This is a genomic window from Nonomuraea gerenzanensis (assembly GCF_020215645.1).
Classification (GTDB): domain Bacteria; phylum Actinomycetota; class Actinomycetes; order Streptosporangiales; family Streptosporangiaceae; genus Nonomuraea; species Nonomuraea gerenzanensis.
Genome location: NZ_CP084058.1, coordinates 11,034,327 through 11,057,853 on the forward strand (window position 1 = coordinate 11,034,327; position 23,527 = coordinate 11,057,853).

The window sequence follows — 23,527 nt, forward strand, 5'->3', positions numbered from 1 at the left end:
AGCTATAGTTGCGACACACTGTTGTAACCGTTACTGTTACGTCTGCTCGAAGCAGGTCAACCAGTGAGGTGAGAACTATGAACAAGCCGCTGACTGGCAAGGTCGCCCTGGTCACCGGAGGGTCCCGCGGGCTGGGAGCCGCGACCGTACGGCTGCTTGCCGAACAGGGCGCCGACGTCGCGTTCACCTACGTCAGCTCCGACAAGCAGGCGCAGGCCGTCGTCGACGAGGTGCGCGGCAAGGGAGCCAAGATCGCCGCGTTCAAGTCCGACCAGGCGGAGGCGAGCCAGGCGCCGGCGCTGATCGACGACGTGGTGGCGCACTTCGGCGGCCTGGACATCCTCGTCAACAACGCGGCGATCTCGGTGAACGGTACGGTGGACGACCCGGATGCCGACACCGCCGCGCTGGATCGCATGCACGCCACCAACTACCTCGGGGTGATCGCCCTCATCCGGGCCGCCTCCCGGGTGCTGCGCGAGGGCGGCCGCGTCATCACCGTGAGTTCCGGGCTCGGCACTCGAGCCGGTGTCCCGGGCGTGGCCGACTACGCGGCGACCAAGGCGGGGGTCGAGCGGTACACCATGGGCGTCGCCCGCGACCTCGGCCACCGCGCCATCACCGCCAACGTGGTGGAAGCCGGGCTGATGGAGGGCGGCATGGAGCCGCCGGACCCCGAGACTCTCAAGGCCCTGCTCAGCTCGCTGTCCCTCCAGCGCATCGGGCACCCCGACGAGATCGCCGCGGCCATCGCCTTCCTGGCGAGCCCCGCTGCGTCGTACGTCACGGGCGCCGTGCTGGACGCCCACGGCGGCTACAACGCCTGAGCCGTAGCGGCGGCCCGGCGACTCGGCGCACCACCGCTCGCCACGATGCGTTCAGTACGGGGTGGGGATGTAACGCAGAGGCAGTTTGGGCTCCACGTAGCCGTCGGCCCGCTGGCGCCTGGGGAGGGTGAGTTCCCTGTGGGCGAGCGGCTTGTAGGGGATCTGGCTCAGCAGGTGGCTGATGATGTTGAGCCGGCCCCGCTGCTTGTCGTCGGTGCTGGCGAGATACCAGGGCGCCCAGGCGGTGTCGGTGGTGGCGAACATGGCGTCGCGGGCCCGGGAGTAGTCATACCAGCGGCTGTAGGACTTCAGGTCCATGTCCGAGAGCTTCCAGATCTTGCGCGGGTCGTGGATGCGGCTTCTCAGGCGCCGGGTCTGCTCGGCGGGGCTGACCTCCAGCCAGTACTTGAGCAGCAGGATCCCCGAGTCGACCATCGCCTTCTCGAACGACGGCACCAGCTTCAGGAACTGCTCGGTCTCCTCCGGCTTGCAGAAGCCCATCACCCGCTCGACGCCGGCGCGGTTGTACCAGCTGCGGTCGAAGATCACGACCTCGCCGGCGGCCGGGAAGTGGGGGACGTACCGCTGCATGTACATCTGGGACTTCTCGCGCTCGGTCGGGGCGGGCAGGGCGACGACCCGGAACACGCGGGGGCTGACCCGCTCGGTGATCCGTTTGATCGTGCCTCCCTTGCCGGCGGTGTCCCGTCCCTCGAAGACGATGCAGACCTTGGTCCCCGTGCTCCTGACCCACTCCTGCATGGCGACCAGCTCGCCGTGCAGGCGCCGCATCTCTGCCTCATAGTCTTTGCGCTTGAGCTTCCGGGACGGGTCGGCGGGGAGCTCCGGCGCCTCCACCTGGTGCTTCTTGTTCTTCTTGGCCATGTCGCTCACCTCTCGGCACTCACGGTCCGCAGCTTCTGCGCCGCTGTCCCGGCCGGCCGGCCGCTGCTTCGACCGCTCTCGGCCCTGGCCAAGAGCTCGCCGGGCAGACCGCGTCAGCATGGGCCGTCGGCGTGAGGCTGTCATCCCCCGTGGCGGGGGATTCGGCGGGTGGCCCAGGCGTGCCCACACCGCCGCTCCCCCCGGGCCCGATGGCCTCGACCGGTCGGGTGTTCGCGATGAAGTCGGTGACCAGCCGGTTGAACTCGTCGGCGTGCTCGATCATCGCCCAGTGCCCGCACCGGTTCAGCACCACCAGCCGGCTGTCCGGGATGTTGGCCAGCAGATACAGCGACGTCTCGAACGACACGACACGGTCGTCGCGGCCGTGGATGAGCAGGGTCGGCGCCTGGATCGCCGGCAGCAGCTCCGGCTTGACCCAGCGGGGCAGCGGGGCGCCCTTCGGCAGGCCGTCCACGTGGTTGCGCAGGTGGTGGGGTCGGGCGAGTGCCGCGTCCGAGCGGGCCCGGCACAGCTCGGGGGTGGCGAAGCGGGCCCTGTCGTAGACCATGATCTCGACGAGGCGGCGCATGTTCTCCGGGCTCGCGTCGCGGTAGGTCTCGATGAGCACCTTCAGGCCCTCGGACGGGCCGCCGCCGGCGCCGAAGAGCGTGGGCATGCGGCCGACCGGCGGGCCCATGGTGACCAGGTGCGAGATACGGCCGGGGTGCTCCGTGGCCAGCCGGAGCGCGGCCTGGCCGCCCATCGAGTTGCCGACGAACGCGGCCCGCTCGATGCCGAGGGCGTCCAGGAACTGGATGGGCGCCCGTACGTGGTCGAGCTGGCCGCGGCCGGCGGTCACAGCAGGAGATCCTCGACGCGGCCGCGCGGGTGATGTCCGTGCGCGGTTACGCCGGCACGTCGATCTCGACGCTGGTGAAGGAGACGGGCCTGCCCAAGCGCGCCTTCTACCACCACTTCGAGTCCAAGGCGGGGCTGCTCGCCGCCGTCATGGCCCAGGGCGCGCGGGGCTTCTTCGCGGCCATGCGCGAGGCCCACCGCGACCCGCCGGCCGGCGGCACGCCGCGTGAGCGGCTGGGGTGTTACCTGCAGAGGACCGGCGAGGTGTTCGCGCACCGCGAGGAGTTCCTGCGCCTGCTGCTGGTGCTCGTGATGAGCAACGAGGCCAGGGAGGCGCGCGAGGCGATGGCATGGCCGGGTTCGACCGCGCTTTCGACTCGCTCCAGTCGCAGGACGGCAAGCCGATCTCGGAGGTCATGGATCAGCTCGCCGACGCCATGGTGGCGATCGGCGAGACGGTGACCAGCGGCCGCTGACCAGGCGGGGCAGGCCGGGGTCAGGCGGACGAGGCCGTGGCCAGGAGGGGGAGGCCGACGCCAGGCGGGCGAGACCGGGGCCAGGCGGGCGAGACCGGGGCCAGGCGAACGAGACCGGGGTCAGGCGGCCCTGGCGGCGATCGTGAGCGCGATGTCGACGATCATGTCCTCCTGCCCGCCCACCAGGCGGCGCCGGCCGCACTCCATGAGGATGTCGCGGACGTCGAGGCCGTACCGGGTGGCGGCGGCCTCCGCGTGGCGCAGGAACGAGGAGTAGACGCCGGCGTACCCCAGCGTGAGGGTCTCCCGGTCCACCCGTACCGGACGGTCCTGCAGCGGCCGGACGAGGTCGTCCGCGGCGTCCTGGAGCTGGAACAGGTCGCAGCGGTGCTCGAAGCCCGACAGGTCCGCGACGGCGATGAACGCCTCCAGCGGGCAGTTGCCCGCGCCGGCCCCGTGACCGGCCAGCGACGCGTCCACGCGGTGGACGCCGTTCTCGACCGCGACGACGGAGTTGGCGACCGACAGCGACAGGTTCTCGTGGGCGTGGATGCCGATCTCCGTGCCGGGGTCGAGGACGTCGCGGTACGCGCGGACCCGCGCGGCCACGTCGTTCATCGTGAGCCGGCCGCCGGAGTCGGTGACGTAGACGCAGTGCGCGCCGTACGACTCCATCAGCTTCGCCTGCCTGGCCAGCTCCTCCGGCGGCGCCATGTGCGAGAGCATCAGGAACCCGGCCACGTCCATGCCGATCTCGCGCGCCGCCGCGATGTGCTGCGCGGCGATGTCGGCCTCGGTGCAGTGCGTGGCGACCCGGACCGAGCGTACGCCGAGGTCATAGGCGCGCTTCAGCTCGTGGACGGTGCCGACTCCCGGCAGCAGGAGCGTGGTGAGGCGGGCGTTGACCAGCACCGACGCGGCGGCTTCGATCCACTCCCAGTCGGTGTGCGAGCCGGGGCCGTAGTTGAGCGAGCCGCCCGCGAGGCCGTCGCCGTGGGCGACCTCGATCGCGTCCACGCCGGCCTGGTCGAGCGCGGTGACGATGCGCTTGACGTCCGCCACGCCGATCCGGTGGCGTACGGCGTGCATGCCGTCGCGCAGCGTGACGTCCTGGACGAAGATGGGGACAGCCATCAGAGGCCCGCCTTCCGTGCGGCGATGCGCTCCGCGACCCGCAGGCCGGCGGAGGTCATGATGTCGAGGTTGCCGGCGTAGGCCGGGAGATAGTGGGCGGCGCCCTCGACCTCCAGGAAGACCGACACCTGGTGGGTGGGCCGGGCGGCGCCGTCGGCCAGGAGCGTCCCGACCGGCTGGTCCGCGGGGACCTCGGTGATCTGCACCTGCTGCTTGAGCCGGTAACCCGGGACGTAGGCGGCCACGTCGGCGACCATCTTCTCCACCGATCGGGCGATCTCCTCGCGTACGGCCGGGTCCGGCGCCGCGACGAGGCAGAAGATCGTGTCCCGCATGATCAGCGGCGGCTCCGCCGGGTTGAGCACGATGATCGCCTTGCCGCGGCGGGCCCCGCCGACCTGCTCGATGGCGCCGGAGGTGGTCTCGGTGAACTCGTCGATGTTGGCGCGGGTGCCGGGGCCGGCCGACTTCGACGCGATCGAGGCGACGATCTCGGCGTACTCGACCGGGGCCACCCGGCTGACGGCGGCGACGATCGGGATCGTGGCCTGGCCGCCGCAGGTGACCATGTTCACGTCGGGCGCGTCGAGATGGTCGTCGAGGTTGACGGCCGGGACGACGTACGGGCCGATCGCCGCCGGGGTCAGGTCGATCAGGCGCTTGCCGAGCGGGAGCAGCTTCGCGGCGTTCGCCTCGTGCGCCTTGGCCGAGGTCGCGTCGAAGACGATCTCGATCTCGTCGGAGTCCGGGAGCCCGATGAGGCCGTCCACGCCCTCGTGCGTCGTCTGTACGCCGAGGCGGGCGGCGCGGGCCAGGCCGTCCGAGTGGGGGTCGATGCCGACCATGGCGCCCATCTCCAGGTGCCGCGACCCGCGCAGCACCTTGATCATCAGGTCGGTGCCGATGTTGCCGGATCCGATGATCGCGACCTTCGTCCTGCTCATACTGTTGCTCCTTCGGTGCAGCGGGCCGTCACCGTGCCGAGGCCGGACAGGGTGGCGGTGACGGTGTCGCCGGCGGCGACCGGCCGCATCGGGCCGAGCGCCCCGGGCAGCACGACCTGCCCCGCGCGCAGCGGCTCGCCGAGGTCGCGCGCCATGCGGGCGAGCCACGCGAGCGCCTCGACCGGGTCGCCGAGGCAGGCGGCGCCGGTCCCGGTGGAGACCTCCTCGCCGTTGACGCTCATCGGCATCGCCACGTCCCTCGGCTCGAACGCGTCGAGGGCGCGGCGTTCGGTGCCGAGCACGTACGCGCCCGCCGACGCGTTGTCGGCCACCGTGTCGCCGAAGCTGATGTCCCACCCGGCGATCCGGGCTGCCGCAGATCTCCAGCGCGGCGACGCCGTAGCCGATCGCGTCCCTGACCTGCGGGCCGTCGAGTCCCTGACCTGCGGGCCGTCGAGCGGTCCTGCCGCGAGGTCGGAACGGAGCACGAAGGCGATCTCCGCCTCGGCCCGCGGCTGGAGCACCCGCCCTGCGGGGATCGCCTCCCCGTCGGCGTGGGCCATGTCCTCGAACAGGACGCCGCGGTCGGGCTGGTCGACGCCGAGCCGCCGTTGCACCGCCTCCGAGGTCAGCCCGATCTTGCGACCGACGATCCGGGCACCGGCGGCCAGGCGGCTCTCGGTGAGCGCGGCCTGGACGGCGTACGCGGCGGCCAGGTCGTCCCGTCCGATCAGGTCCCGCACGGGCGCGCAGGGCACGCCGGACGCCGCCGCCCGCGTGGGCCGCTCGGCCGCGGCGGCGATCTCGGCCCGGCCGTGGGGACCGGTGGTTTCTCTCACACCCCCACTGTGCAGGCACGATACGGGCACCGGCCAGCACCTCGTCTCGGTGAGCGATACGCTGATGCGGTGACAGCGGACCTCGGCACCGTGCTGGGCAAGGCGGTGACCATCCTGCGTGCGTTCCGGCCGGACGACCGGGTGGTCAGCCTCGCCGAGCTGGTGCGGCGTACCGGGCTGCACAAGGCGACCGTGCACCGGCTCTCGGGCGAGCTGGTCGCCAACCGCCTGCTCGACCGCGCCGACGGCGGCTACCGGCTCAGCGGCGGCCTCTTCGAGCTCGGCATGCTCGCCTCGCTGGAGCGCAGCCTGCTCGAAGTCGCGATGCCGTTCCTCCAGGACCTCTACGAACGCACCCACGAAACCGTCCACCTCGGCGTGCGCGACGGCCATGACGTCGTCTACATCGCCAAGATCGGCGGCCACCGCCAGGCCAGGGCACCCTCCCGCACCGGCGGCCGGATGCCGCTGCACTGCACCGCGATCGGCAAGGCGCTGCTCGCCCACGCCGACGCCGACCTGCGGCGCGAGGTGCTGGCCGGGCCGCTCGAACGCCGCACCCCGCACACCGTCGTCGCGCCCGGGATCCTGCGCGGGCAGTTGCTGCGCGTCGCGGAGACCGGGGTCGCGTTCGAGGCGGAGGAGTCGGCGGTCGGGCTGGTGTGCGTCGCCGCGCCGGTGCTGGGGCGCGGTGACGAGCCGGTCGCCGCCATCAGTGTGGCGGGGCCTGTCGGGAGGTTCCGGCCTGAGGGGCAGGCGGTCGCGGTACGGGCGGCGGCGGCCGCGCTCGGCAGCACACTCAGCCGGCGGGATCTGCTCCGGTGAACTGGAGCACTTCATGGCGCGTTCGGTGACGTCTCGGCGGTGAGCCGGCGACGGTCCCTTATGTCCGGCTTGTGATGAGGTCATGTCGAACCGATGATCACATCCATGGGCGCCAGGCCCGATGACCAGCAGAGTTGCACTCAGGCGATGCGAAGGAGTCACCATGAGTACGCAACTACTGCGCCAGGAACATCAGCACACCACCACCACGACCTGGCACGGCCCGCTCGGCTACTGCGCGGCCGCGATGGCGCTGCTGGCCACCGTCAGCGCGCTGGGCCTGGTGATCGACGAGCGGACACTGCTGGGCCAGAGTGTATGGCTCAAGCCGTTCAAGTTCGCGATCTCCTTCGGCCTGTACGCCGGGACCCTGGCCTGGATGATCAGCCAGGCCGGGCGGTGGCGGCGGACGTTGTGGTGGCTGGGCACGGTGACCGTGGTGGGGTTCGTCGTGCCGGAGATCTCGGCCATCACCTTCCAGGCGGCCCGCGGGGTGCCCAGTCACTTCAACTTCGCCACCGGTCTGGACGAGACCGTGTTCATGGTCATGGGTGGCGCCGCCTACCTGGGCTGGCTGATGACCTTCGCGCTGGGGGTCTTCCTGGTGGCGCAGCGGCGGGTGGACCGGGCGATGGCGTGGGCGATCCCGCTGGGGCTGGTCATCTCGCTGGCCGGCATGTCGGTCGGTTATCTCATGACCGCACCCACCCCCGAGCAGACGCAGGGCCTGGCGAGCGGGCTGCGGCCGGCCACGATCGGCGCGCACAGCGTGGGCGGGCCCGACGGTGGCGCCGTCATGCCGGTGACCGGCTGGGAGACCGGTGCCGGGGACCTGCGGGTGGCGCACTTCGTCGGGCTGCACGCCATGCAGGTGATTCCGCTGATCGCGATCGCGCTGAAGGTGCTCGGCCGCCGGTTTCCCGTGCTGGCGGGCGCTCGTACGGCGCTGGTGGTCATCGCCGCGTTCGGCTACGCGGGGATCACCGCGCTGGTGTTGTGGCAGGCGCAGCGCGGTCAGGCCCTCGTTCAGCCCGACGCGCTGACGCTCGGGGGTGTGGCGGCTCTGGTCACGCTGGTGTCGGCCTGCGCGGCGGGGGCGATCGGGTTCGCCTCGACGCGGCAGCAACGGCGATATCCGTAAGATGTGGGGCTCACGTATCGGACGTTACTTAAGGGGCATAAGTGACCGGCCTTTCACGCAGAGCTCTCCTGGCGGCGGCACCGGCGGCGGCGCTGATCGCCGCACGACCGGCGCAGGCGGCGCCACCCGCCCCCGTGGTCCGCACGTCGGGCACCGCCCCGGCGCAACTGGCGGGCTACGACAACCTGCTCAAGAAGTTCGTGCTGGACCGGCAGATCAGGGCCGCGCAGCTGGCCATCATGAAGAACGGCAAGATCCTGCTCGCGCGCGGCTACACCTTCGACGACTACTCCAGGGCACCGGTCGTCCCGGGGCCGACGTCGTTGTTCCGGATCGCCAGCCTGAGCAAGAACATCACCTCGGCCGCCGTCATGCGCCTGGTGCAGGACGGCAGGCTGAGCCTGTCGGCCAAGGTCACCCAGCTGCTCGGCCTCACCCCGGCCGACGCCCGGATGGAGCAGGTCACCGTACTGCGCCTCATGCAGCACCTCGGCGGCTGGGACCGCGACGTCTCCAAGGACCAGCTCTGGCTGGACCACACCATCTCGGCCGCGCTCGACGTGCCGCTGCCGATCGGGCATGACGACATCATCCGGTACGCCACCGCCCGCCCGCTCGACCACGCCCCTGGCACCAAGATGGCCTACAGCAACTACGGCTACCTGCTGCTCGGCCGGATCATCGAGAAGGTCTCCGGGCAGCCCTACGAGACGTACATCCAGACCAAGCTGCTCCAGCCGCTCGGCATCACCCGCATGCGGCTCGGCAAGAGCCTCAGCAGCGAGGCCGCGGCCGGCGAGGTGCGCTACGAGTCGCAGTACACGAACAAGACCGTGCTGGACACCTCCGGCACCACCGTCCCCTACCCCTACGGCGGCTTCAACATGCCCAACCAGGACGCCAACGGCGGCTGGCTGGCCTCCGCCGTGGACCTGGTCCGCTGGACCCTCGCCTTCGACCGGCCGGGCACCGTGCTGAGCACGTCCTCGATCGCCAAGCTGGTGGCCAAGCCGGAGATCGGCGTGAACGAGTACGGCTCCTGGTACGGCGGCGGCTGGTGGTGCCGCCAGGTCACCGGCCACCTGAACACCTGGCACAACGGCTCGATGCCCGGCACGTTCGCCTACCTCGCCCGGCTGCAGAACGGGTTCAGCTACGCCCTGCTGTTCAACCGGCGCGAGGAGAGCGGCTCGCTGGACTACGACGGGATCGACGACGACATGAACAAGGTGACCGTGTCGTCCTGGCCCACCACCGACCTGACCTCGAAGTACTTCTGACGCGCGCGCCGCGTCGGCGTCCAGGGCCGCCTGGGCCTCGGCTCGCAGGGCGGGGCCACCGTTGCCGATGACGCTCGCGAGGTCGTCCCGCTCGTCCTGACGCTGGGGCTCGTGCCGTCCTTCCGCCAGGAACGCGCTGACCTGCTCGTCCGAGCCCAGCGGCGCCGCCTCAGCGGCTGACCGGACCTGCGGGCCGCCCTCCTGCCAGGCCGACACCACGTGGGAGCGGTCGGCCGCGACCGGTTGCCCGGCATGTGCCGGCGTGCCCCGTGACAGGCCTGCCACCAGGTCATGGGTCACCGATGCCGCGATCATCGCCTGCCGGCGCACCGCGCCGGGGCGCGGTGGAGTGTCACACGAGGCCCGAAGGCCGGGCAATGGCGCGGATACGCGGATATACCCCCCGCATACCGGGTGATCCTAGCCTCGTCCCGTAGCGCGGATCGAACGCGTCGGGGGAGACACCGGAGGTTTGCGATCATGACTCCTGCACCGCGCTGGGCGACGCTGGGCGCCGTCGCGGCGATGGCAGCGTCCTTGTCCATCGCAGTCGGGCCCGCCCCCGCCGGCGCGTCCGCGATCTCGCCTCCGTCACTGGTGGACGACGGCGTCCACCCCTATCCCGGCGCGGCGGAGATCCTGGCGGCGCAGAACGTCCGGCTGATCTCGGGCGACGGCCACATCCTGCTGGCCGACTGCGCCACGCCGCCGCAGGGTGACCTCGGCCTGCTGAAGATCTGGACGACGGACGAGGCCATCGGCGCCGACGGGATCGGCCGGGTCTGCTTCCGGGTGACCGCGTCCGCCGGCGTGCTGAAACCTCGAGGTCCCGGGCGTGTTCGAGATCCGCGGTGACGGCCAGCGCGAGGGCACGGGTCACCAGGTGACCGCCAAGCTGCGCGCCGACGACGGCGAGCAGCTCACCGTCGACGTGGATCCCGACGGCAGCACCCCCGTGGGCCTGGGCGCGGACCCGAACGCGTCGCCGACCATGCTGCTGCAGCTGCGCGCCGGCACCGGCCTCGCGCCGGGCACCGGCGAGCACCCGGCGGTCGGCAAGCTCGGCACCGCCGGCCGCGAGTGCACCGCGACGCTGGTCGCCCCGCGCTGGGCGCTCGGCGCCGCGAGCTGCCTGGCCGCCGATCCGAGCCGGCACCAGCTGGCCGAGGGCCCGCCCGCCGGCGCCACCTACGTCGTCTTCCCCGGCAAGAGCGCCACCAAGGTCGACTGGCTGAGCCCGCCTCCCGGCCGCGACGTCGTCCTGGCCAGGCTGGCCGCCCCGATCGAGGGGATCACCCCGATCACGCCGGCCACCAGCGCGCCCACCGGTGTCGAGCTGACCGCCGTCGGGCACAGCCGCGCCGCCGTGACGGACGCCGACTGGACCACCGACCGGCAGCAGAGCGCGCGGATCACGTTCACCGCCGCCACCCCGACCACGCTGACCGCGGAGTCGGGCCCGCTCGTGTGCAGCGGGATGGCCGGTGCGCCCGTCCTGCACGGCGGCAGGCTCGCCGCCGTCCTGAGTCAGGCGGGCCAGGCCGGCTGCCCCGGCACCGCCGGGAACGGCAGCGCCGTCACCGCCGCCCGCGTGGACGACCTCGCGACCTGGATCAGCGCCATCACCACCACCACGGCGGACCACACCTGGCCCCTGGCCGACCTGCCCGCCACGACCACTCCGGGCACCGCCGTCGGCGCCGTCGCCGACAGCGCCTTCACCGGCACCGGCCTCCCGCTGACCGCCACCGCCGGCGCGACCTGGAGGACCGGCGACACCTTCAGCCCGGCCGTCGAGCTGAACGGCACCACCGCGACCCTCGCGGCCACCGGCCCCGCCGTCGCCACCGACGCCGACTTCAGCCTCAGCGCCTGGGCCAAGCCCGCCGCCGGCGGCACCGTCCTGTCCCAGGACGGCGTCAACACCGCCGGTTTCAAGCTCTGGGCCGAGAGCGGATCCTGGCGCTTCGCCATGAGCCGCTCCGACGTGGCCGGCCCGGTCTGGGACACCGCCATCGCCCCCGCCGGCAGCGCTCCGGCCGGCGTCTGGTCGCAGGTCGCCGTGACGTACAAGGCCGCCACCGGCGTCGCGATCCTCTGGGTCGACGGACGCAACGTCGCCAGCGTGCGGCACACCGTGAAGTGGCGGGCCACCGGCGCGCTGCGCGCAGGCGCGCACAGGACCGGCGCCACCAGCCTCGGCGGCCACTTCAAGGGCGTCCTGTCCACGCTGCAGACCTGGAACCGGCTCTCGGCCACCCCCGCGCCCAACGATCACGACTTCGACGGGGACGGCCGTAACGACGTCGTCATCACCGACGCGGCCGGTGACCTGTGGATGTACCCCAGCCAGGGCGGCTCGGGGCTGTCCACCGTCAGCGGCGCCAACCGGGTGAAGATCGGCACCGGGTGGGGCGCCCTGAAGTGGATCGTCACCGACTGGGACGCCGACGGCCTGGCCGACGTCGTCATGAAGGGCTCCGACGGCGTCCTGTGGATGTATCCGAACCGGAACGGCCAGCTGGTGTCGGGGGCCAGGAAGCAGGTCGGCATCGGCTGGGGCGACTACGTCCACGCCGCAGGCAACGCCGGCGGCACGCCGGCCGCCGATCTGTTCGGCGTCAACAACGGCAACGGCGCGCTGTACTACTACCCCGACGGGGGCGGCAAGACGACGATCGGCAACAGCGGCTGGACCGGTTTCCGCATCTTCCCCGCCGACTTCAACGGCGACGACCGCGCCGATGTGATGGCGATCGACACCTCGGGGGCGCTCTGGTTCTACGCCAACACGAGCCAGAACGGTGTCACGCTGGCCGGCCGTACGCAGTCGGGGACCGGGTGGAGCGGTTACAAGGTGGCGGCCCTGGATCTGAGCGGCGACGGCAGGACCGACCTGGTGGCTCTCGACGGCAGTGGCCGTCTGTGGGTCTATCCCGGCACGCGCAACGGCCGCTTCGGCAGCCGCTCCCAGATCGGGGCCGGGTGGACGGTCAACGCCATCGGCTGATCGGCGGGGTCGCAGGTTCCGGCGAGAATCCAGGTCCGAGATCTCCCGTCCCTGGTACGGTCACCCCGGCCGATCATGGCCTGGTCAGGGCTGGCTCGCGCTCCTGCTCGGCGGCGGCCAGCACCGGGTAGTCGGTGTAGCCCAGCTCGCCGCCCCCGTACCAGTGCTCCGGTCGCACCGGGTTCAGCGGCGCGCCGCGGCGGAGCCGTTCGAGCAGGTCGGAGTTGGCGAGCCAGGCCCGGCCCAGCGAGACCAGGTCGGCGCCCGACGCCAGCAGCCGCTCGGCCGCCTGGCGGCCGCCGTCGGCGGGGAGCGGGGTCGGCCAGGGCAGCGCCGGGTTGGCGATCAGGGCGGTCGGCCAGTCGGCGCGGATGCGGTGGAACAGGGGCTGGGCCGGGTCGGCGAACACGACGTGCAGGTAGGCCAGGCCCTTGTCCGCCAGCGCGCCGACGAGCGCGGGGTAGATGTGCTCGATGTCGTGCTCGCGCATGGCGTTGGCCGTGACACCGGGCGCGATGCGCAGGCCCACCCGAGCGGGACCGATCGCGTCGGCGACGGCCTCGACCACCTCGACCGCGAAGCGGATGTGACCGGTCACCGAGCCGCCGTAGGCGTCGGCGCGGTGGTTGGTGGCCTGCGACAGGAACTGATGGATGAGGTAGCCGTTGCCCCCGTGCACCTCCACCCCCTCGAACCCGGCGTCGATCGCCCGCCGGGCGGCGGCGGCGAAGTCGGTGACGGTGGATCGGATCTGCGCGGCGGTCATCTCGCGGGGCACGACTCCCGGCCTGGACCCGCCCGGGGTGTGGATCGGGTCGGGGAAGGCCACGGGCGAGGGCGCGAGCGGGATCAGGCCGGTGGTGTCCGGGTGGCCGATCCGGCCGCCGTGCTGCAACTGCAGGAACATCGTGCCGCCCGCGGCGCGCACCGCGCCGGTCACGCGCCGCCAGCCGGCCACGTGCGCGTCGGTGTAGATGGCGGGGATGTCGGGGTAGGTCTGCCCGACGGCGTTCGGCGTGCTGGCCTCGGCGATGATCAGCCCGGCGGACGCGCGCTGGGCGTAGTACGTCGCCATGATCGGCTGGGGGACGCCGTCGGCCGACGCGCGGTTGCGTGTCAGCGGCGCCATCACCAGCCGGTTGGGCAGGTGCAGGGCGCCGAGCCTGGCGGGCTCGAACAGGCGGGAGGTCAACGCTGCGTTCGACATGGTCTTCGTCCGATCTCTCGTGTTCCGTGGCAGTGACGACTGTGCTCCCGGGCGCTTCGGGGTGGCTGATGGTCCGCTGATGGCCGGCCTTCCGGCGCTGTGTACGGTGGCGAGCGTGTGGTTCGGAGTGCTGGGTCCACTGATGGTGCGGGACGACGAGGGCCGGCCGGTCAAGGTTCTCGAGGTCAAGGTCAGGGCGCTGCTCGCCGATCTGCTCGTGCACGAGGGACGGCCGGTGCCCGCCGACCGGCTCATCGACGACCTGTGGGGGGCGCGGCCGCCCGGCAACCCCGCCAACGCCCTGCAGGCCAAGGTCTCCCAGCTGCGCCGCGCCCTGGGGCGGGACCGGGTGGCCTTCCGGGCGCCGGGCTACCTCCTGCGGCTGGGCCCGGGTGACGAGGTGGACGCCGATCGGTTCCTGGCCCTGGTGGACGGGGCCCGCTCCGCCGAGCCGGGGAACCGGGCCGCGTTGCTCGCCGAGGCGCTGGAGCTGTGGCGGGGGCCGGCGTATGCCGACTTCGCCGACGAGGAGTTCGTCCGCGCGGCGGCGCACCGCCTGTCGGAGCAGCGTCTCGCCGTGGTGGAGGAGCAGGCCGAGCTGCGGCTGGGGGCGGGTGATCAGCTCCTGCTCGTCGGTGAGCTCGCCGGTCTGGTGGCTCGTCATCCGCTGCGTGAACGGCTGCGGGCCGTGCAGTTGCGGGCTCTCTACCTGGCTGGACGGCAGAGTGAGGCGTTGGCCTCGTACGAGGAGCTGCGTCGTCGGCTGGCGGACGAGTTCGGGGTGGATCCCGGCCCTGAGCTGGCCGCGTTGCATCAGGCGATCCTGCGTCAGGACGCGTCGCTGGGCCCGCCGCCCGGGGGCGCTGATCGTCCGCGGGCGCATCTGCCTGCCCAGCTCACCACCCTGGTCGGGCGTCGGCAGGCGGTGGAGGAGGTGGACGGGCTGCTCGGCGGTGGCCGCCTGGTCACGCTGTTCGGGCCTGGTGGGGTGGGGAAGACGCGGGTCGCGGTGGAGGTCGCCGGCCGGATCGCGGGCTCGGCGGCGGGCACGCGTTTCCCGGACGGGGTGTGGCTGGTGGAGCTGGCCGACCAGCGCGGGGGTGTGGCCGACCTCGCGCAGACGGTCGCGGCCACGCTCGGCCTGAGCGCCGACCTTCCTGCCGACTCACCACAGGCGCTCGCCGACCGGCTGGCCGCCGCCCTGCGCGAGCGCCGGATCCTGCTCGTGCTCGACAACTGCGAGCAGGTCGTCGAACCGGCCGCCGCGCTCACGGACCTGCTGCTGCGCGCCGCACCCGGGGCGCGCGTCCTGGCCACCAGCCGGGAGCCGCTCGGCCTGGCGGGCGAGATCCTGTACCCGGTCGAGCCGCTCGGGCCCGACGACGCGATCCGGCTGTTCACCGACCGGGCCGCCGCGTCCGCCCCGGGCTTCGCTCTCGACGGCGACACCCGTGAGGCGGTGGCCGAGATCTGCCGCCGCCTCGACGGCATCCCGCTCGCGCTCGAACTGGCGGCCACCCGGGTGCGGGGCCTGGGCGTGCGGGAGCTGGCGGCGCGGCTGGAGGACCGGTTCCGGGTGCTGACGGCCGGCCAGCGGACCGCCCCGGCACGGCAGCGGACGCTGCGGGCGATGATCGACTGGAGCTGGGAGCTGCTCAGCGAACCGGAGCAGGTGGTGCTGCGCCGCCTGGCCGTCCCCGCCGGCGGGTGCGCGCTGGACGCGGCCGAGGCGGTGTGCGCGGGCGCCGGAGTGCCTCGCGAGGACGTACTCGACCTGGTGACGCGCCTGGTCGACCGGTCCCTGGTCGTCATGGCCGACAGCCCGGCGGGGCCGCGCTACCGGCTGCTCGAATCGGTGGCGGCCTACGCGATGGAGCGGCTGCGCGAGGCGGCGGAGCTCACCGCCGTCCGCGAGCGGCACCTGCGCCACTACCTGGACCTCGCCGAGCAGGCCGAGCCCCACCTGCGCGGCCCGCGACAGCAGGCGTGGCTCGCCCGCCTCGACGCCGAAGCCGCCAACCTGCGCTCGGCGCTCCAGGAGGCGGTGCTGCCGGACGCCGCCGCCCGCCTGGCCACCGCCCTGTGCTGGTGGTGGCTGCTGCGCGGCCGGTTGACCGAGGGCCGCCGCGCCCTGTCGGCGGTGCTCGCCGTCGCTCCGGACTCCGCCGGGCTGCGGGTGCTGGAAGGCGCGTTCGCGCTGCTGACCGGCGACCGCTCGCGTCCCGAGGTGCCGCCGCACGACGGGATCGACGATCCGGTACGCCACGGCCGGGCGTTGTGGCTGCACGCCTATGGCCTCTTCCACGCCGGGCTCCCGGACGCCGCCGAGCAGGTCGCCGGCCAGGCGCAGCAGCTCCTGTCCACCGACGAGTGGGGCACCGCGGCCGTGCTCGCGCTGCGGGCCATGACCGCGCTGGCCCGTGGCGACCTCGCCACCGTCGCCCGGGACGGCCTGCGCGGCGCCGCCCTGTTCCACCGGCTCGGGGACCGCTGGGGCGAGCTGCAGACCGTGTCGCCGCTGTCCACGCTCGCCGAGATCAAGGGCGACTACGCCGAGGCCACCCGCCGCCAGGGCGAGGGGCTGCGCATCGCCCAGGAGCTGGGACTGGCGGCCGAGGTCGCCGCCCGCCAGTCCGGGCTCGGCCGGCTGGCGCTGCTCTCCCACGACTGGGACCGCGCCCATGACCTGCATGAACGGGCTCGGCGGCTGGCCGTCGAGCAGGGTTACCTCTACGGCGAGGTGCACGCGGTCATGGGACTCGCCCTCGGCGCCCGTCGGTCCGGTGATCTCGACGCGGCGCAGACGCACCTGACCCGGCTGCGCGACGAGCTCATGTCCTCACCTGCCGGGGAGCACCTGCTGCTGGTCGAGCTGGGCTTCACCGCCGAGCTGCGCGGGGACGCGGCGCGGGCGGCGGAATGCCAGCTGCGCGGCCTGGAGGTCGCCTGTTCGATCGGGGAGCCGCGGGCCGTGGCCCTGTCCTTGGAAGGACTGGCGGGCGCGGTGGCGCTGGCCGGAGGCGCCGGCGGGGCCGAGAGCGCGGTGCTGCTGCTCGGTGCGGCGGACGCGGCGCGGCGCAGCGTGGGGGCGCCGTTGCCGCCTGCCGAGCGTGGTGACGTGGCGCGGATCATGGCGGTGACGAGGGGCGTCCTGGGTGAGGGCGGGCATGCCGAGGCGTTCCTGCGCGGCACGGAGCTGACCGTGCAGGAGGCTGCGGAGCTCGCGCGGGCCGGGTTGTCCGGCGGGAGCTGAGCGTCGCCGGGTCCGGCAGAGAGCGCTCAGCTCCGGGCCGGGTCGCCGATGCCGATGACGGCCTGGCTGCTGCGCAGGAACGAGGCGGCGACGGTGGCCGGCTGGTCCAGGTAGCCGGCGACCATGGCGCCGTCGCGGACCAGCATCAGGTCGTCGGCGACCGCTGCCGGGTCGGGCAGGCCGAGCGGGGCGACGAGCTGCTCGAACGTCGTCCTGTTCCAGCGGCGATGGGCTTCGACGGCCTTGCGGACGGGGCTGCCGGGGTCGGGGTATTCGGCGGCGGCGTTGATGAAGGGGCAGCCGCGGAAGCCGGGAGCGCAGGCGATGGTCCCGATCGCCCCGGAGATCACCCGTAGCGTGGCGGCGACGTCGCCCTCACCGTGCTTGATCGCCGCGCCGATGCCGTCGCGCTCCAGGGCGGCGCGGCGTTCGAGGTAGGCGACGACCAGCTCGTCCTTGCTCTTGAAGTGCCGGTAGAAGGTCACCTTCGTGGTGGCGGCGCGCTCGATGACCTTGTCGACGCTCACCGCGCGCAGCCCGTGCGCGTAGAACAACTCGCTCGCCGCCTCGAGGAGTCGCTCGCGCATGGGGCTGGTCATGCCCGAGATCATACGCGTCCTTCCTGCTCGCCCCTTGCGCTGGACGGCGCAGCGGGGCTAACGTCAGCCTTGGTAGAGTTACTAGTCATTCTACCAAGTTGACGTGCGAGAAGAGAGAGCAGACCATGACCACTGCCACCGATGTGAACGCCGGCGCGACCGCCGCGGCGTTGCGGAACCTCTACGCGGTGCGCTTCGGGTTCGCCGTCGTCTGGGCGGTCCTGTTGTTCCTGATCGGGCCGGACGCCGGCCCGGTGAGCGTCGCGCTGCTCGTGATCTATCCGCTGTTCGACGTCGCCGCGGCCGTCGTCGATCTGCGTACGTCCGGGGCCGCGCGACCCACCGCGGCCCTGTACGTCAATCTGGCGCTCAGCCTGCTCACCGCCATCGGGCTGGCCGTCACGGCCGGCACGGGTGCGGCGGCGGTGCTGCGGGTGTGGGGCGCCTGGGCCATCACGGCCGGGATCGTGCAGCTCGTCGTGGCCGTCAGGCGCCGCAGGCTCGGTGGGCAGTGGGCGATGATCCTCAGCGGGGGGATCTCCACGGTCGCCGGGACGGGGTTCATCCTTCAGGCGGGGACGCCGGCCGCGTCGCTGACGAGCCTGGCCGGGTACGCGACCGTCGGCGGCGTCTTCTTCCTCGTCTCGGCCCTCCGGCTGCACCGCACCGCGAAGGGCGCCTGAGTCCGCCGCGCGGGATGCGGCGACCGCCCTCCGCGCACGAGGCGGCGACCGACGGCGGGCCGGTCACCGCCCCGGGAGCCGGGTCAGGCGGTGTCGCCGCCGTCGGCGAGCAAGGTGCTGCAGCCTAACGGGCGAGCTCAGGGCAGGGGAAGGCGCGGCGGTACTCGGTGGGCGCCACCCCGAGGTGGACGGCGAAGTGGTGGCGGAGGTTGTTCGCGCTGCCCAGCCCGCTGCGCTCGCTGATCTGCTCGACGGACAGGTCGGTGGTCTCCAGGAGTTGCTGCGCGCGGGCGAGCCGCTGGTGCAGCAGCCACTTCATCGGGCTGGTGCCGGTCGCCGCCCGCAGGTTGCGGTGGAAGCTGCGCACACTCATCCCGGCGTGGGCGGCCAGGTCCTCGACGGTGAGCGGGCGGTCGAGGTGCTGCAGGGCCCAGTGCAGCACGGGGGCGATGCCGTCGTCGGTGACCTCGACGGCGCGTTCCACGAACTGGGCCTGGCCGCCCGGCCGGTGGGCGGGCACGACGAGGCGGCGGGCGAGCTGGTTGGCCACCCGCGCGCCGAGGTCGCGGCGGACGATGTGCAGGCACAGGTCGAGCCCGCCGCTGAGCCCGGCGCTGGTGAGCACGTCGCCGTCGTCCACGTACAGGACGGAGTCGTCCACCTTGACCTGGGGATACCGCTCGGCCAGCTCGCGGGTGTGCTCCCAGTGGGCGGTGGCGGGGCGGCCGTCGAGGAGGCCCGCGGCGGCCAGCGCGAACACGCCGTTGCAGAGCGAGACCAGCCGCGCCCCCGCGGCGGCGGCCCGGCGCAGCGCGTCGAGCAGCTCCTCGGGCAGCTCGCGCTCGCCCCGCATGTACGACTCCGGCACGACCGGGACGATCACCGTGTCCGCCCGTTCCAGCTCCTCCAGCCCGTACGGCGCGTTGAACGTGAACCCCGGCACCGGCGCGGACACCCCCGGGCGCAGCCCGACCAGCCGCAGGCCGTACCACGGGTCCACGAGATCGGTGTGGGCGACGCCGAAGACCGCCGCGGCGATGCCCAGCTCGTACAGGTCCCACATCGAGATGGCGTCGTCGATCACGACGAGCGCGACGGTTCCGGCCCTCATGCGGCTCACCCTATCTGGCAGTAATTTGGTGAATGTCGGCACTCCTGCCAGTGTCGGCCGGGATCGCGCGCTGCCATCGTGGTGGACCGTCACCATCGAAACGGACAGAAAGCGACAGACATGGCAGGAACACCGGTCACCGTCATCGGCATGGGCCTGATGGGCCGGGCTCTGGCCGCCGCCTTCATGCGCGCCGGCCACCCCACGACCCTCTGGAACCGCACCCCGGGCAAGGCGCAGGCCCTGGTCGCGGCCGGCGCGAGCGAGGCCCCGACGGTGGCCGACGCCGTCGCCGCCGCCCCGCTCGTGATCGTCTGCGTGCGCGACTACGACGCCGTGCGCGACCTGCTCGCCCCAGCCGGCGCGGCGCTGTCCGGCCGCGTCCTGGTGAACCTCACCTCGGGCGCGTCGGACGAGGCCCGCGCGATGGCCACCTGGGCGGCCGGGCACGGCGCCGAGTACCTGGACGGGGCGATCATGATGACCCCGCCGGGCATCGGCGCGCCGGAGACGGTCATCCTGTACGGCGGCGCGCCCGCCCTGTACGAGGCCCACGAGCCGGCCCTGCGGGTGCTGGGCGGCGGCAGCACGCTCATCAGCACCGACGTCGGGCTGCCCGCCCTGTACGACGTCGCGCTGCTCGGGATCATGTGGTCGACGTTCAACGGGTTCATGCACGGCGCGGCGCTCCTGGGCACCGAGAAGATCCCGGCCGCCGACTTCCTGCCGATGGCCACCAGCTGGCTCAAGGGCGTGGCCTCGTTCCTGACGGCGTACGCGGACCAGATCGACGAGGGCTCCTTCACCGCCGAGGACGCCACCCTGGAGACCCAGGTGCCGCCGGTGCGGCACCTCATCCACGAGAGCCGGATCCGCGGCATCGACGCCACCCTGGCCGAGTACACGGAACGGCTGCTCACCGAGGCGATCGGCCGGGGCCACGCCCTCGACAGCTACGCCCGGATCGTCGACCACTTCCGGCCATGAACGCCGCCGCCTGGGCCGGCCTCGTCGTCGAGGCGGCCACCGAGACCACCGCGATCCTGGAGAAGGGCGCCGGCCTGGACTGGACGCGTGCCGCCGCGGGGCTGGAGTGGACCTGCCGGGCCACGCTGGACCACCTCGCGCTGGGCGTCGTCGGCTACGCCGGCCTGCTCATCGCCCGTCCCGCGGACCGGTACATCACGCTCTTCGCCTCCCTCGACCCCCAGGCTGCCGTTCCCGAGTGCCTGGAGGGGATCAGGATCGCGGGGCACCTCCTGGCCTCGGCCGTGCGGGAAGCCGACGGCGGCGTACGGGCCTGGCATCCGTGGGGTCACTCCGACGGGCCCGGCTTCGCCGCCATGGGGGTGGTCGAGCTGCTCGTCCACGGGCTGGACATCAGCCGGGCGCTCGGGCTCGGCTGGCGGCCGCCCGAGCACCTGTGCTCCCCCGCGCTGCGGCGCCTCTTCCCGGAGGCTCCGGACGGCGACGACGCGGCCGAGCTCCTACTGTGGTGCACCGGCCGCGCCGAGTTGCCCGGCCATGGCCGCCGGCTGCGCTGGCAGTGGGACGGGACCGTCCGCTGAGCGCTGCGGCGGGCTCAGCGCGGCATCGCCCTGGCGTACCGGGCGCACAGCTCCGCCCACCGGCCGTCGCTCCGGCCGTCGCTCCGGCCGTCCGGCAGGCCGGTGGAAGGCCCGCCCACCTGCACGTCCCGCCGGCCGTCGCCAGGCGCTGATCGGCCCAGCTCGGCGCCGGCGCGCTGGACGAGCACCAGCGCCGTGGCGATGAAACCCTCCATGAGGGCGTGCAGGATCGGGTGGTTCGTGCGCTCGTAGCGATCGACGAGCGCGCCGACGAAGGCGGTGAAGGTCTCCAGGTCGATCTGGCACTCGTCACTCCGCATCGGCCCGAGACCCGTCGGCAGGCCCGCCTCGGGGGCGAGAGCCTGAGCCGATCGCAGGAACAGCGCGGAGACCCCGTTCGACGGGTTCCACAGGACCTGCTCGCCCACCTGGTAATACTGGCTCACCGCACCTCCAGCGCTCGATCCGCCTCTCATTGGCAATCTTGGCGTCACCTGCGCGGTGAGCGGGTAGGGAGCCGGCGATACGCACCACCACGGGGGCCCGGCCGACATGAACGCCGTCTTGCGAGGGATCCGGCGGCGTGCCGAGCAGGCGCCGCCGTCCAGGGAGCGGTTCATCGACCTGCTCAGGGCGGTCTCCATCCTCGCCGTGGTCCTCGGGCACTGGCTGGTGACGGTGATCGGCTACGACCGGGACGGCGAGCTGACCGGCCGCTCGGCGCTGCCCGAGCTGCCCTGGGCGCATCCTCTCACCTGGGTGGTGCAGGTGATGCCGGTGTTCTTCCTGGTCGGTGGGTACGCCAACGCGGCGTCCCTGGCCGCCGCACGCCGCCGTGGCGGGAACGCGACCGGGTGGCTGCTCGGCCGCGGCGGCCGGTTGCTGCGCCCGACCACCGCCCTGGTGCTGGTCATGGCCGCCGGTGCGCTGGTGGCGCGGGGGTTCGGCGTCGAGCCGGGCCGGGTCCGGCTGGTGGTGTGGTTCGCCTCGATCCCGCTGTGGTTCCTCGTGGCGTACCTGGCCGTGGTCGTGCTGACGCCGGTGATGTACGCGCTGCACCGCCGCTACGGCCTGGCGGTGCCGGTGGTGCTGGTCGGCCTGGTGGCCATGGGTGACGTGGCCCGCCTGGCGGGCGAGCCGGTCTGGGGCAGCGGCAGCTACCTGTTCGGGTGGCTGGCGATCCATCAGGTCGGGTTCGCCTGGCGGGACGGCGGGTTGCCTGGGCGGGCCCGCGTCGCGCTGCCGCTGCTGTTCGGCGGGGCCGGCGTGGTGCTGGTGCTCACCCTCGCCGGCCCCTATCCGGTCAGCATGGTGAACGTGCCCGGCGAGCGGCTGCACAACATGTCGCCGCCGAGCCTGGCCCTGATGGGGGTGGCCGCCGCCCAGCTCGGGGTGGCGCTGCTGCTGCGTGACCGGGGCGAGCGGTGGTTGCGGCGGTCGCGGGCGTGGGTGGCGGTGGTCGCCGTCAACGGGGTGATCCTGACCGTCTTCCTGTGGCACATCGGCGCGGCGATCCTGGTCACGGGCGGGCTGCATGTCGCGGGTGTGCTGCCCACGCCCGAGGTCGGCTCGGCGGCCTGGTTCGCCTGGCGGGTCCCGCTGCTGGCCCTGTTCAGCGCCGTCCTGCTGGGACTGGTCGTGATCATGGGGCCGATCGAGATGCGCCGCCCCGGCCGGAGCTCGCGTCCGGCCAAAGGGCTGGTGGCGGTCGTGGCCGGGTTCGGCGCGGTCGTCGCGGGGCTGCTCGGCAACAGCCTCTATCCCGCCACGAGCCCCGCCCTGCTCGGCTGGCCGGCGCCGGCGCTGGCCGCCTACCTCACCGGCGCGGCGGCCCTGCGCCTGCTCCGGCGCGCCAACGCCTGACCACCGTGCCTGGCGACTCCCGTGCTCAGTTGCCCACGCCGAGGTCGGCCATGAACACCGACGGGTACCGGTCACCGCGCGCCGCGCCCGGCGGCACCGCCTTCTCGATCTCGGCGAGATCGTCCGCCGTGAGCACCACGTCCAGCGCGGGCAGCGCCTCGGCCAGCCGCTCGCGGGTGCGGGCGCCCACCAGCGGGACGATGTCCGCGCCCCGCGCGGCCACCCAGGCGATGGCGAGCTGGGCGACGGTGCGGCCCTTGGCCTCGGCGACCCGGCGCAGCGCGGCCACGAGGGCGAGGTTGTGCTCCAGGTTCTCGCCCGAGAACCGCGGGCTGAGGCCGCGCATGTCGCCCGGGCCGGCGGTGTGGCCCGGCCGCCAGTGGCCGGAGAGGAGGCCACGGCCGAGCACCCCGTACGCGGTCAGGCCGATGCCCAGCTCCCGCAGCGTGGGCAGGACGTCCGCCTCCGCCGCGCGGGACAGCAGCGAATACTCCATCTGCAGGTCGGCGATCGGGTGCACGGCGTGCGCGCGGCGGATCGTCTCCGCGTCCACCTCCGACAGCCCGATGTGCCGCACGTGCCCGGCCTGGACCATCTCCTTGATCGCGCCCACCGTCTCCTCGATCGGCACGCTCCGGTCCAGCCGGGCGGGACGGTAGATGTCGACGTGGTCGGTGCCCAGCCGGGTCAGCGAGTAGGCCAGGAAGTTCTTCACGGCCTCGGGGCGGCCGTCCTGCCCGCCGAACTCGGAGCCGGGCCCGCGCAGCTGGCCGAACTTGACGCTCAGCTGGTAGCTGTCGCGGTCCCGGCCGCGCAGCGCCTCGGCGAGCAGCAGCTCGTTGTGGCCCATGGCGTAGAAGTCGCCGGTGTCGATCAGCGTGACGCCGGCGTCCAGCGCGGCGTGCACGGTGGCGATGCTCTCCGCGCGGTCGCTCGCGCCGTAGCCGCCCGACATGCCCATCGCGCCCAGGCCCAGCGCGGAGACGGCCGGTCCTGTGCGGCCCAGATTGCGTGTCTGCATGGT

21 protein-coding genes and 2 pseudogenes are annotated in these 23,527 nt (G+C 73.1%); 12 read left to right on the forward strand and 11 right to left on the reverse strand.

Going from position 1 to position 23,527, the window contains the following annotated elements; translation table 11 throughout:
- Positions 1 to 77: 77 nt before the first annotated feature.
- Positions 78 to 827: an SDR family NAD(P)-dependent oxidoreductase gene (locus LCN96_RS51345; protein WP_225269662.1), complete on the forward strand. Its 750-nt coding sequence runs from the start codon at positions 78 to 80 to the stop codon at positions 825 to 827.
- 51 nt (positions 828 to 878) lie between these two features.
- On the opposite strand, the gene ppk2 is transcribed toward LCN96_RS51345, so the two are convergent.
- Together ppk2 and LCN96_RS51355 are read right to left on the reverse strand one after the other, a co-directional pair.
- Positions 879 to 1,712: a polyphosphate kinase 2 gene (gene ppk2, locus LCN96_RS51350; protein ID WP_225269663.1), complete on the reverse strand. Its 834-nt coding sequence runs from the start codon at positions 1,710 to 1,712 to the stop codon at positions 879 to 881.
- A gap of 19 nt (positions 1,713 to 1,731) precedes the next feature.
- Positions 1,732 to 2,592 (reverse strand): annotated as a pseudogene (locus tag LCN96_RS51355) (alpha/beta fold hydrolase); the annotation flags it as partial.
- On the opposite strand from LCN96_RS51355, the gene LCN96_RS51360 reads away from it, so the two are divergent.
- Entirely contained in the window at positions 2,580 to 3,032 is a 453-nt protein-coding gene (locus tag LCN96_RS51360; RefSeq protein ID WP_225276247.1) for a TetR/AcrR family transcriptional regulator, read from the forward strand. The pseudogene LCN96_RS51355 and the gene LCN96_RS51360 sit on opposite strands and share 13 nt — an antisense overlap.
- Before the next feature lie 134 nt (positions 3,033 to 3,166).
- Here LCN96_RS51360 and dmpG read toward each other — a convergent pair whose 3' ends face one another.
- Genes dmpG through LCN96_RS51375 form a run of 3 tightly spaced genes read right to left on the reverse strand, consistent with a single transcriptional unit; the run spans position 3,167 to position 5,963 of the window.
- On the reverse strand, positions 3,167 to 4,180 hold the full coding sequence (dmpG, locus tag LCN96_RS51365; RefSeq protein WP_225269665.1) for a 4-hydroxy-2-oxovalerate aldolase: 1,014 nt from the start codon (positions 4,178 to 4,180) through the stop codon (positions 3,167 to 3,169).
- Positions 4,180 to 5,124, reverse strand: a complete 945-nt coding sequence (locus LCN96_RS51370) for an acetaldehyde dehydrogenase (acetylating) (RefSeq protein WP_225269666.1) — start codon at positions 5,122 to 5,124, stop codon at positions 4,180 to 4,182. The genes dmpG and LCN96_RS51370 overlap by 1 nt, the downstream gene beginning before the upstream one ends.
- Complete coding sequence (locus LCN96_RS51375; protein ID WP_225269667.1) at positions 5,121 to 5,963, reverse strand: 2-keto-4-pentenoate hydratase; 843 nt, start codon at positions 5,961 to 5,963, stop codon at positions 5,121 to 5,123. The genes LCN96_RS51370 and LCN96_RS51375 overlap by 4 nt, the downstream gene beginning before the upstream one ends.
- 69 nt (positions 5,964 to 6,032) lie before the next feature.
- On the opposite strand from LCN96_RS51375, the gene LCN96_RS51380 reads away from it, so the two are divergent.
- From LCN96_RS51380 to LCN96_RS51390, 3 genes are all read left to right on the forward strand, one after another.
- The gene (locus LCN96_RS51380; RefSeq protein WP_225269668.1) at positions 6,033 to 6,788 is read left to right on the forward strand and encodes an IclR family transcriptional regulator; all 756 of its coding nucleotides are present in this window, start codon (positions 6,033 to 6,035) and stop codon (positions 6,786 to 6,788) included.
- Between the two features lie 163 nt (positions 6,789 to 6,951).
- Positions 6,952 to 7,929: a hypothetical protein gene (locus LCN96_RS51385; RefSeq protein WP_225269669.1), complete on the forward strand. Its 978-nt coding sequence runs from the start codon at positions 6,952 to 6,954 to the stop codon at positions 7,927 to 7,929.
- Between the two features lie 41 nt (positions 7,930 to 7,970).
- Positions 7,971 to 9,209, forward strand: a complete 1,239-nt coding sequence (locus LCN96_RS51390) for a serine hydrolase domain-containing protein (protein ID WP_225269670.1) — start codon at positions 7,971 to 7,973, stop codon at positions 9,207 to 9,209.
- A gap of 120 nt (positions 9,210 to 9,329) precedes the next feature.
- On the opposite strand, the pseudogene LCN96_RS57590 reads toward LCN96_RS51390, so the two are convergent.
- Positions 9,330 to 9,524 (reverse strand): annotated as a pseudogene (locus tag LCN96_RS57590) (ALF repeat-containing protein); the annotation flags it as partial.
- Between the two features lie 165 nt (positions 9,525 to 9,689).
- On the opposite strand from LCN96_RS57590, the gene LCN96_RS51400 reads away from it, so the two are divergent.
- Both LCN96_RS51400 and LCN96_RS57015 read left to right on the forward strand, forming a co-directional pair.
- Positions 9,690 to 10,064 carry a hypothetical protein gene (locus LCN96_RS51400; protein WP_225269671.1) on the forward strand — a complete coding sequence of 125 codons (375 nt, stop codon included), beginning with the start codon at positions 9,690 to 9,692 and terminating at the stop codon, positions 10,062 to 10,064.
- The gene (locus tag LCN96_RS57015; protein ID WP_263657410.1) at positions 10,045 to 12,219 is read left to right on the forward strand and encodes an FG-GAP-like repeat-containing protein; all 2,175 of its coding nucleotides are present in this window, start codon (positions 10,045 to 10,047) and stop codon (positions 12,217 to 12,219) included. The genes LCN96_RS51400 and LCN96_RS57015 overlap by 20 nt, the downstream gene beginning before the upstream one ends.
- 73 nt (positions 12,220 to 12,292) lie before the next feature.
- Here the strand turns inward: LCN96_RS57015 and LCN96_RS51420 are convergent, their stop codons facing one another.
- A complete protein-coding gene (locus tag LCN96_RS51420; protein WP_225269672.1) occupies positions 12,293 to 13,426 on the reverse strand; it encodes an alkene reductase in 1,134 nt (377 codons plus the stop codon).
- Between the two features lie 79 nt (positions 13,427 to 13,505).
- Between LCN96_RS51420 and LCN96_RS51430 the strand changes: the two genes are divergently transcribed.
- Entirely contained in the window at positions 13,506 to 16,679 is a 3,174-nt protein-coding gene (locus tag LCN96_RS51430; RefSeq protein ID WP_263657411.1) for a BTAD domain-containing putative transcriptional regulator, read from the forward strand.
- Between the two features lie 26 nt (positions 16,680 to 16,705).
- Here the strand turns inward: LCN96_RS51430 and LCN96_RS51435 are convergent, their stop codons facing one another.
- A complete protein-coding gene (locus LCN96_RS51435; RefSeq protein ID WP_225269673.1) occupies positions 16,706 to 17,278 on the reverse strand; it encodes a TetR/AcrR family transcriptional regulator in 573 nt (190 codons plus the stop codon).
- 125 nt (positions 17,279 to 17,403) lie between these two features.
- On the opposite strand from LCN96_RS51435, the gene LCN96_RS51440 reads away from it, so the two are divergent.
- Positions 17,404 to 17,961: a hypothetical protein gene (locus tag LCN96_RS51440; protein WP_225269674.1), complete on the forward strand. Its 558-nt coding sequence runs from the start codon at positions 17,404 to 17,406 to the stop codon at positions 17,959 to 17,961.
- Positions 17,962 to 18,085: 124 nt separating this feature from the next.
- Here LCN96_RS51440 and LCN96_RS51445 read toward each other — a convergent pair whose 3' ends face one another.
- Positions 18,086 to 19,072, reverse strand: a complete 987-nt coding sequence (locus LCN96_RS51445) for a GlxA family transcriptional regulator (protein WP_225269675.1) — start codon at positions 19,070 to 19,072, stop codon at positions 18,086 to 18,088.
- Positions 19,073 to 19,192: 120 nt separating this feature from the next.
- Here LCN96_RS51445 and LCN96_RS51450 point away from each other — a divergent pair, with 120 nt between their 5' ends.
- Positions 19,193 to 20,059: an NAD(P)-dependent oxidoreductase gene (locus tag LCN96_RS51450; RefSeq protein ID WP_225269676.1), complete on the forward strand. Its 867-nt coding sequence runs from the start codon at positions 19,193 to 19,195 to the stop codon at positions 20,057 to 20,059.
- Entirely contained in the window at positions 20,056 to 20,640 is a 585-nt protein-coding gene (locus LCN96_RS51455) for a maleylpyruvate isomerase N-terminal domain-containing protein (protein ID WP_225269677.1), read from the forward strand. The genes LCN96_RS51450 and LCN96_RS51455 overlap by 4 nt, the downstream gene beginning before the upstream one ends.
- Positions 20,641 to 20,654: 14 nt before the next feature.
- Here the strand turns inward: LCN96_RS51455 and LCN96_RS51460 are convergent, their stop codons facing one another.
- Positions 20,655 to 21,086, reverse strand: coding sequence for a DUF6086 family protein (locus LCN96_RS51460; protein WP_225269678.1), 432 nt, complete (start codon positions 21,084 to 21,086; stop codon positions 20,655 to 20,657).
- A 118-nt stretch (positions 21,087 to 21,204) separates the two neighbouring features.
- Here LCN96_RS51460 and LCN96_RS51465 point away from each other — a divergent pair, with 118 nt between their 5' ends.
- Complete coding sequence (locus LCN96_RS51465) at positions 21,205 to 22,503, forward strand: acyltransferase family protein (protein WP_225269679.1); 1,299 nt, start codon at positions 21,205 to 21,207, stop codon at positions 22,501 to 22,503.
- Positions 22,504 to 22,528: 25 nt separating this feature from the next.
- Here the strand turns inward: LCN96_RS51465 and LCN96_RS51470 are convergent, their stop codons facing one another.
- Positions 22,529 to 23,524 carry an aldo/keto reductase gene (locus tag LCN96_RS51470; RefSeq protein ID WP_225269680.1) on the reverse strand — a complete coding sequence of 332 codons (996 nt, stop codon included), beginning with the start codon at positions 23,522 to 23,524 and terminating at the stop codon, positions 22,529 to 22,531.
- Positions 23,525 to 23,527: the final 3 nt, after the last annotated feature.

Bases quoted from the DNA above. Each gene is read 5' to 3' on its own strand.
- LCN96_RS51345 (WP_225269662.1), top strand. From the start codon at position 78: ATGAACAAGCCGCTGACTGGCAAGGTCGCCCTGGTCACCGGAGGGTCC.
- ppk2 (WP_225269663.1), bottom strand. From the start codon at position 1,712: ATGGCCAAGAAGAACAAGAAGCACCAGGTGGAGGCGCCGGAGCTCCCC.
- dmpG (WP_225269665.1), bottom strand. From the start codon at position 4,180: ATGGCTGTCCCCATCTTCGTCCAGGACGTCACGCTGCGCGACGGCATG.
- LCN96_RS51370 (WP_225269666.1), bottom strand. From the start codon at position 5,124: ATGAGCAGGACGAAGGTCGCGATCATCGGATCCGGCAACATCGGCACC.
- LCN96_RS51385 (WP_225269669.1), top strand. From the start codon at position 6,952: ATGAGTACGCAACTACTGCGCCAGGAACATCAGCACACCACCACCACG.
- LCN96_RS51400 (WP_225269671.1), top strand. From the start codon at position 9,690: ATGACTCCTGCACCGCGCTGGGCGACGCTGGGCGCCGTCGCGGCGATG.
- LCN96_RS51420 (WP_225269672.1), bottom strand. From the start codon at position 13,426: ATGTCGAACGCAGCGTTGACCTCCCGCCTGTTCGAGCCCGCCAGGCTC.
- LCN96_RS51430 (WP_263657411.1), top strand. From the start codon at position 13,506: ATGGCCGGCCTTCCGGCGCTGTGTACGGTGGCGAGCGTGTGGTTCGGA.
- LCN96_RS51435 (WP_225269673.1), bottom strand. From the start codon at position 17,278: ATGACCAGCCCCATGCGCGAGCGACTCCTCGAGGCGGCGAGCGAGTTG.
- LCN96_RS51440 (WP_225269674.1), top strand. From the start codon at position 17,404: ATGACCACTGCCACCGATGTGAACGCCGGCGCGACCGCCGCGGCGTTG.
- LCN96_RS51445 (WP_225269675.1), bottom strand. From the start codon at position 19,072: ATGAGGGCCGGAACCGTCGCGCTCGTCGTGATCGACGACGCCATCTCG.
- LCN96_RS51450 (WP_225269676.1), top strand. From the start codon at position 19,193: ATGGCAGGAACACCGGTCACCGTCATCGGCATGGGCCTGATGGGCCGG.
- LCN96_RS51455 (WP_225269677.1), top strand. From the start codon at position 20,056: ATGAACGCCGCCGCCTGGGCCGGCCTCGTCGTCGAGGCGGCCACCGAG.
- LCN96_RS51470 (WP_225269680.1), bottom strand. From the start codon at position 23,524: ATGCAGACACGCAATCTGGGCCGCACAGGACCGGCCGTCTCCGCGCTG.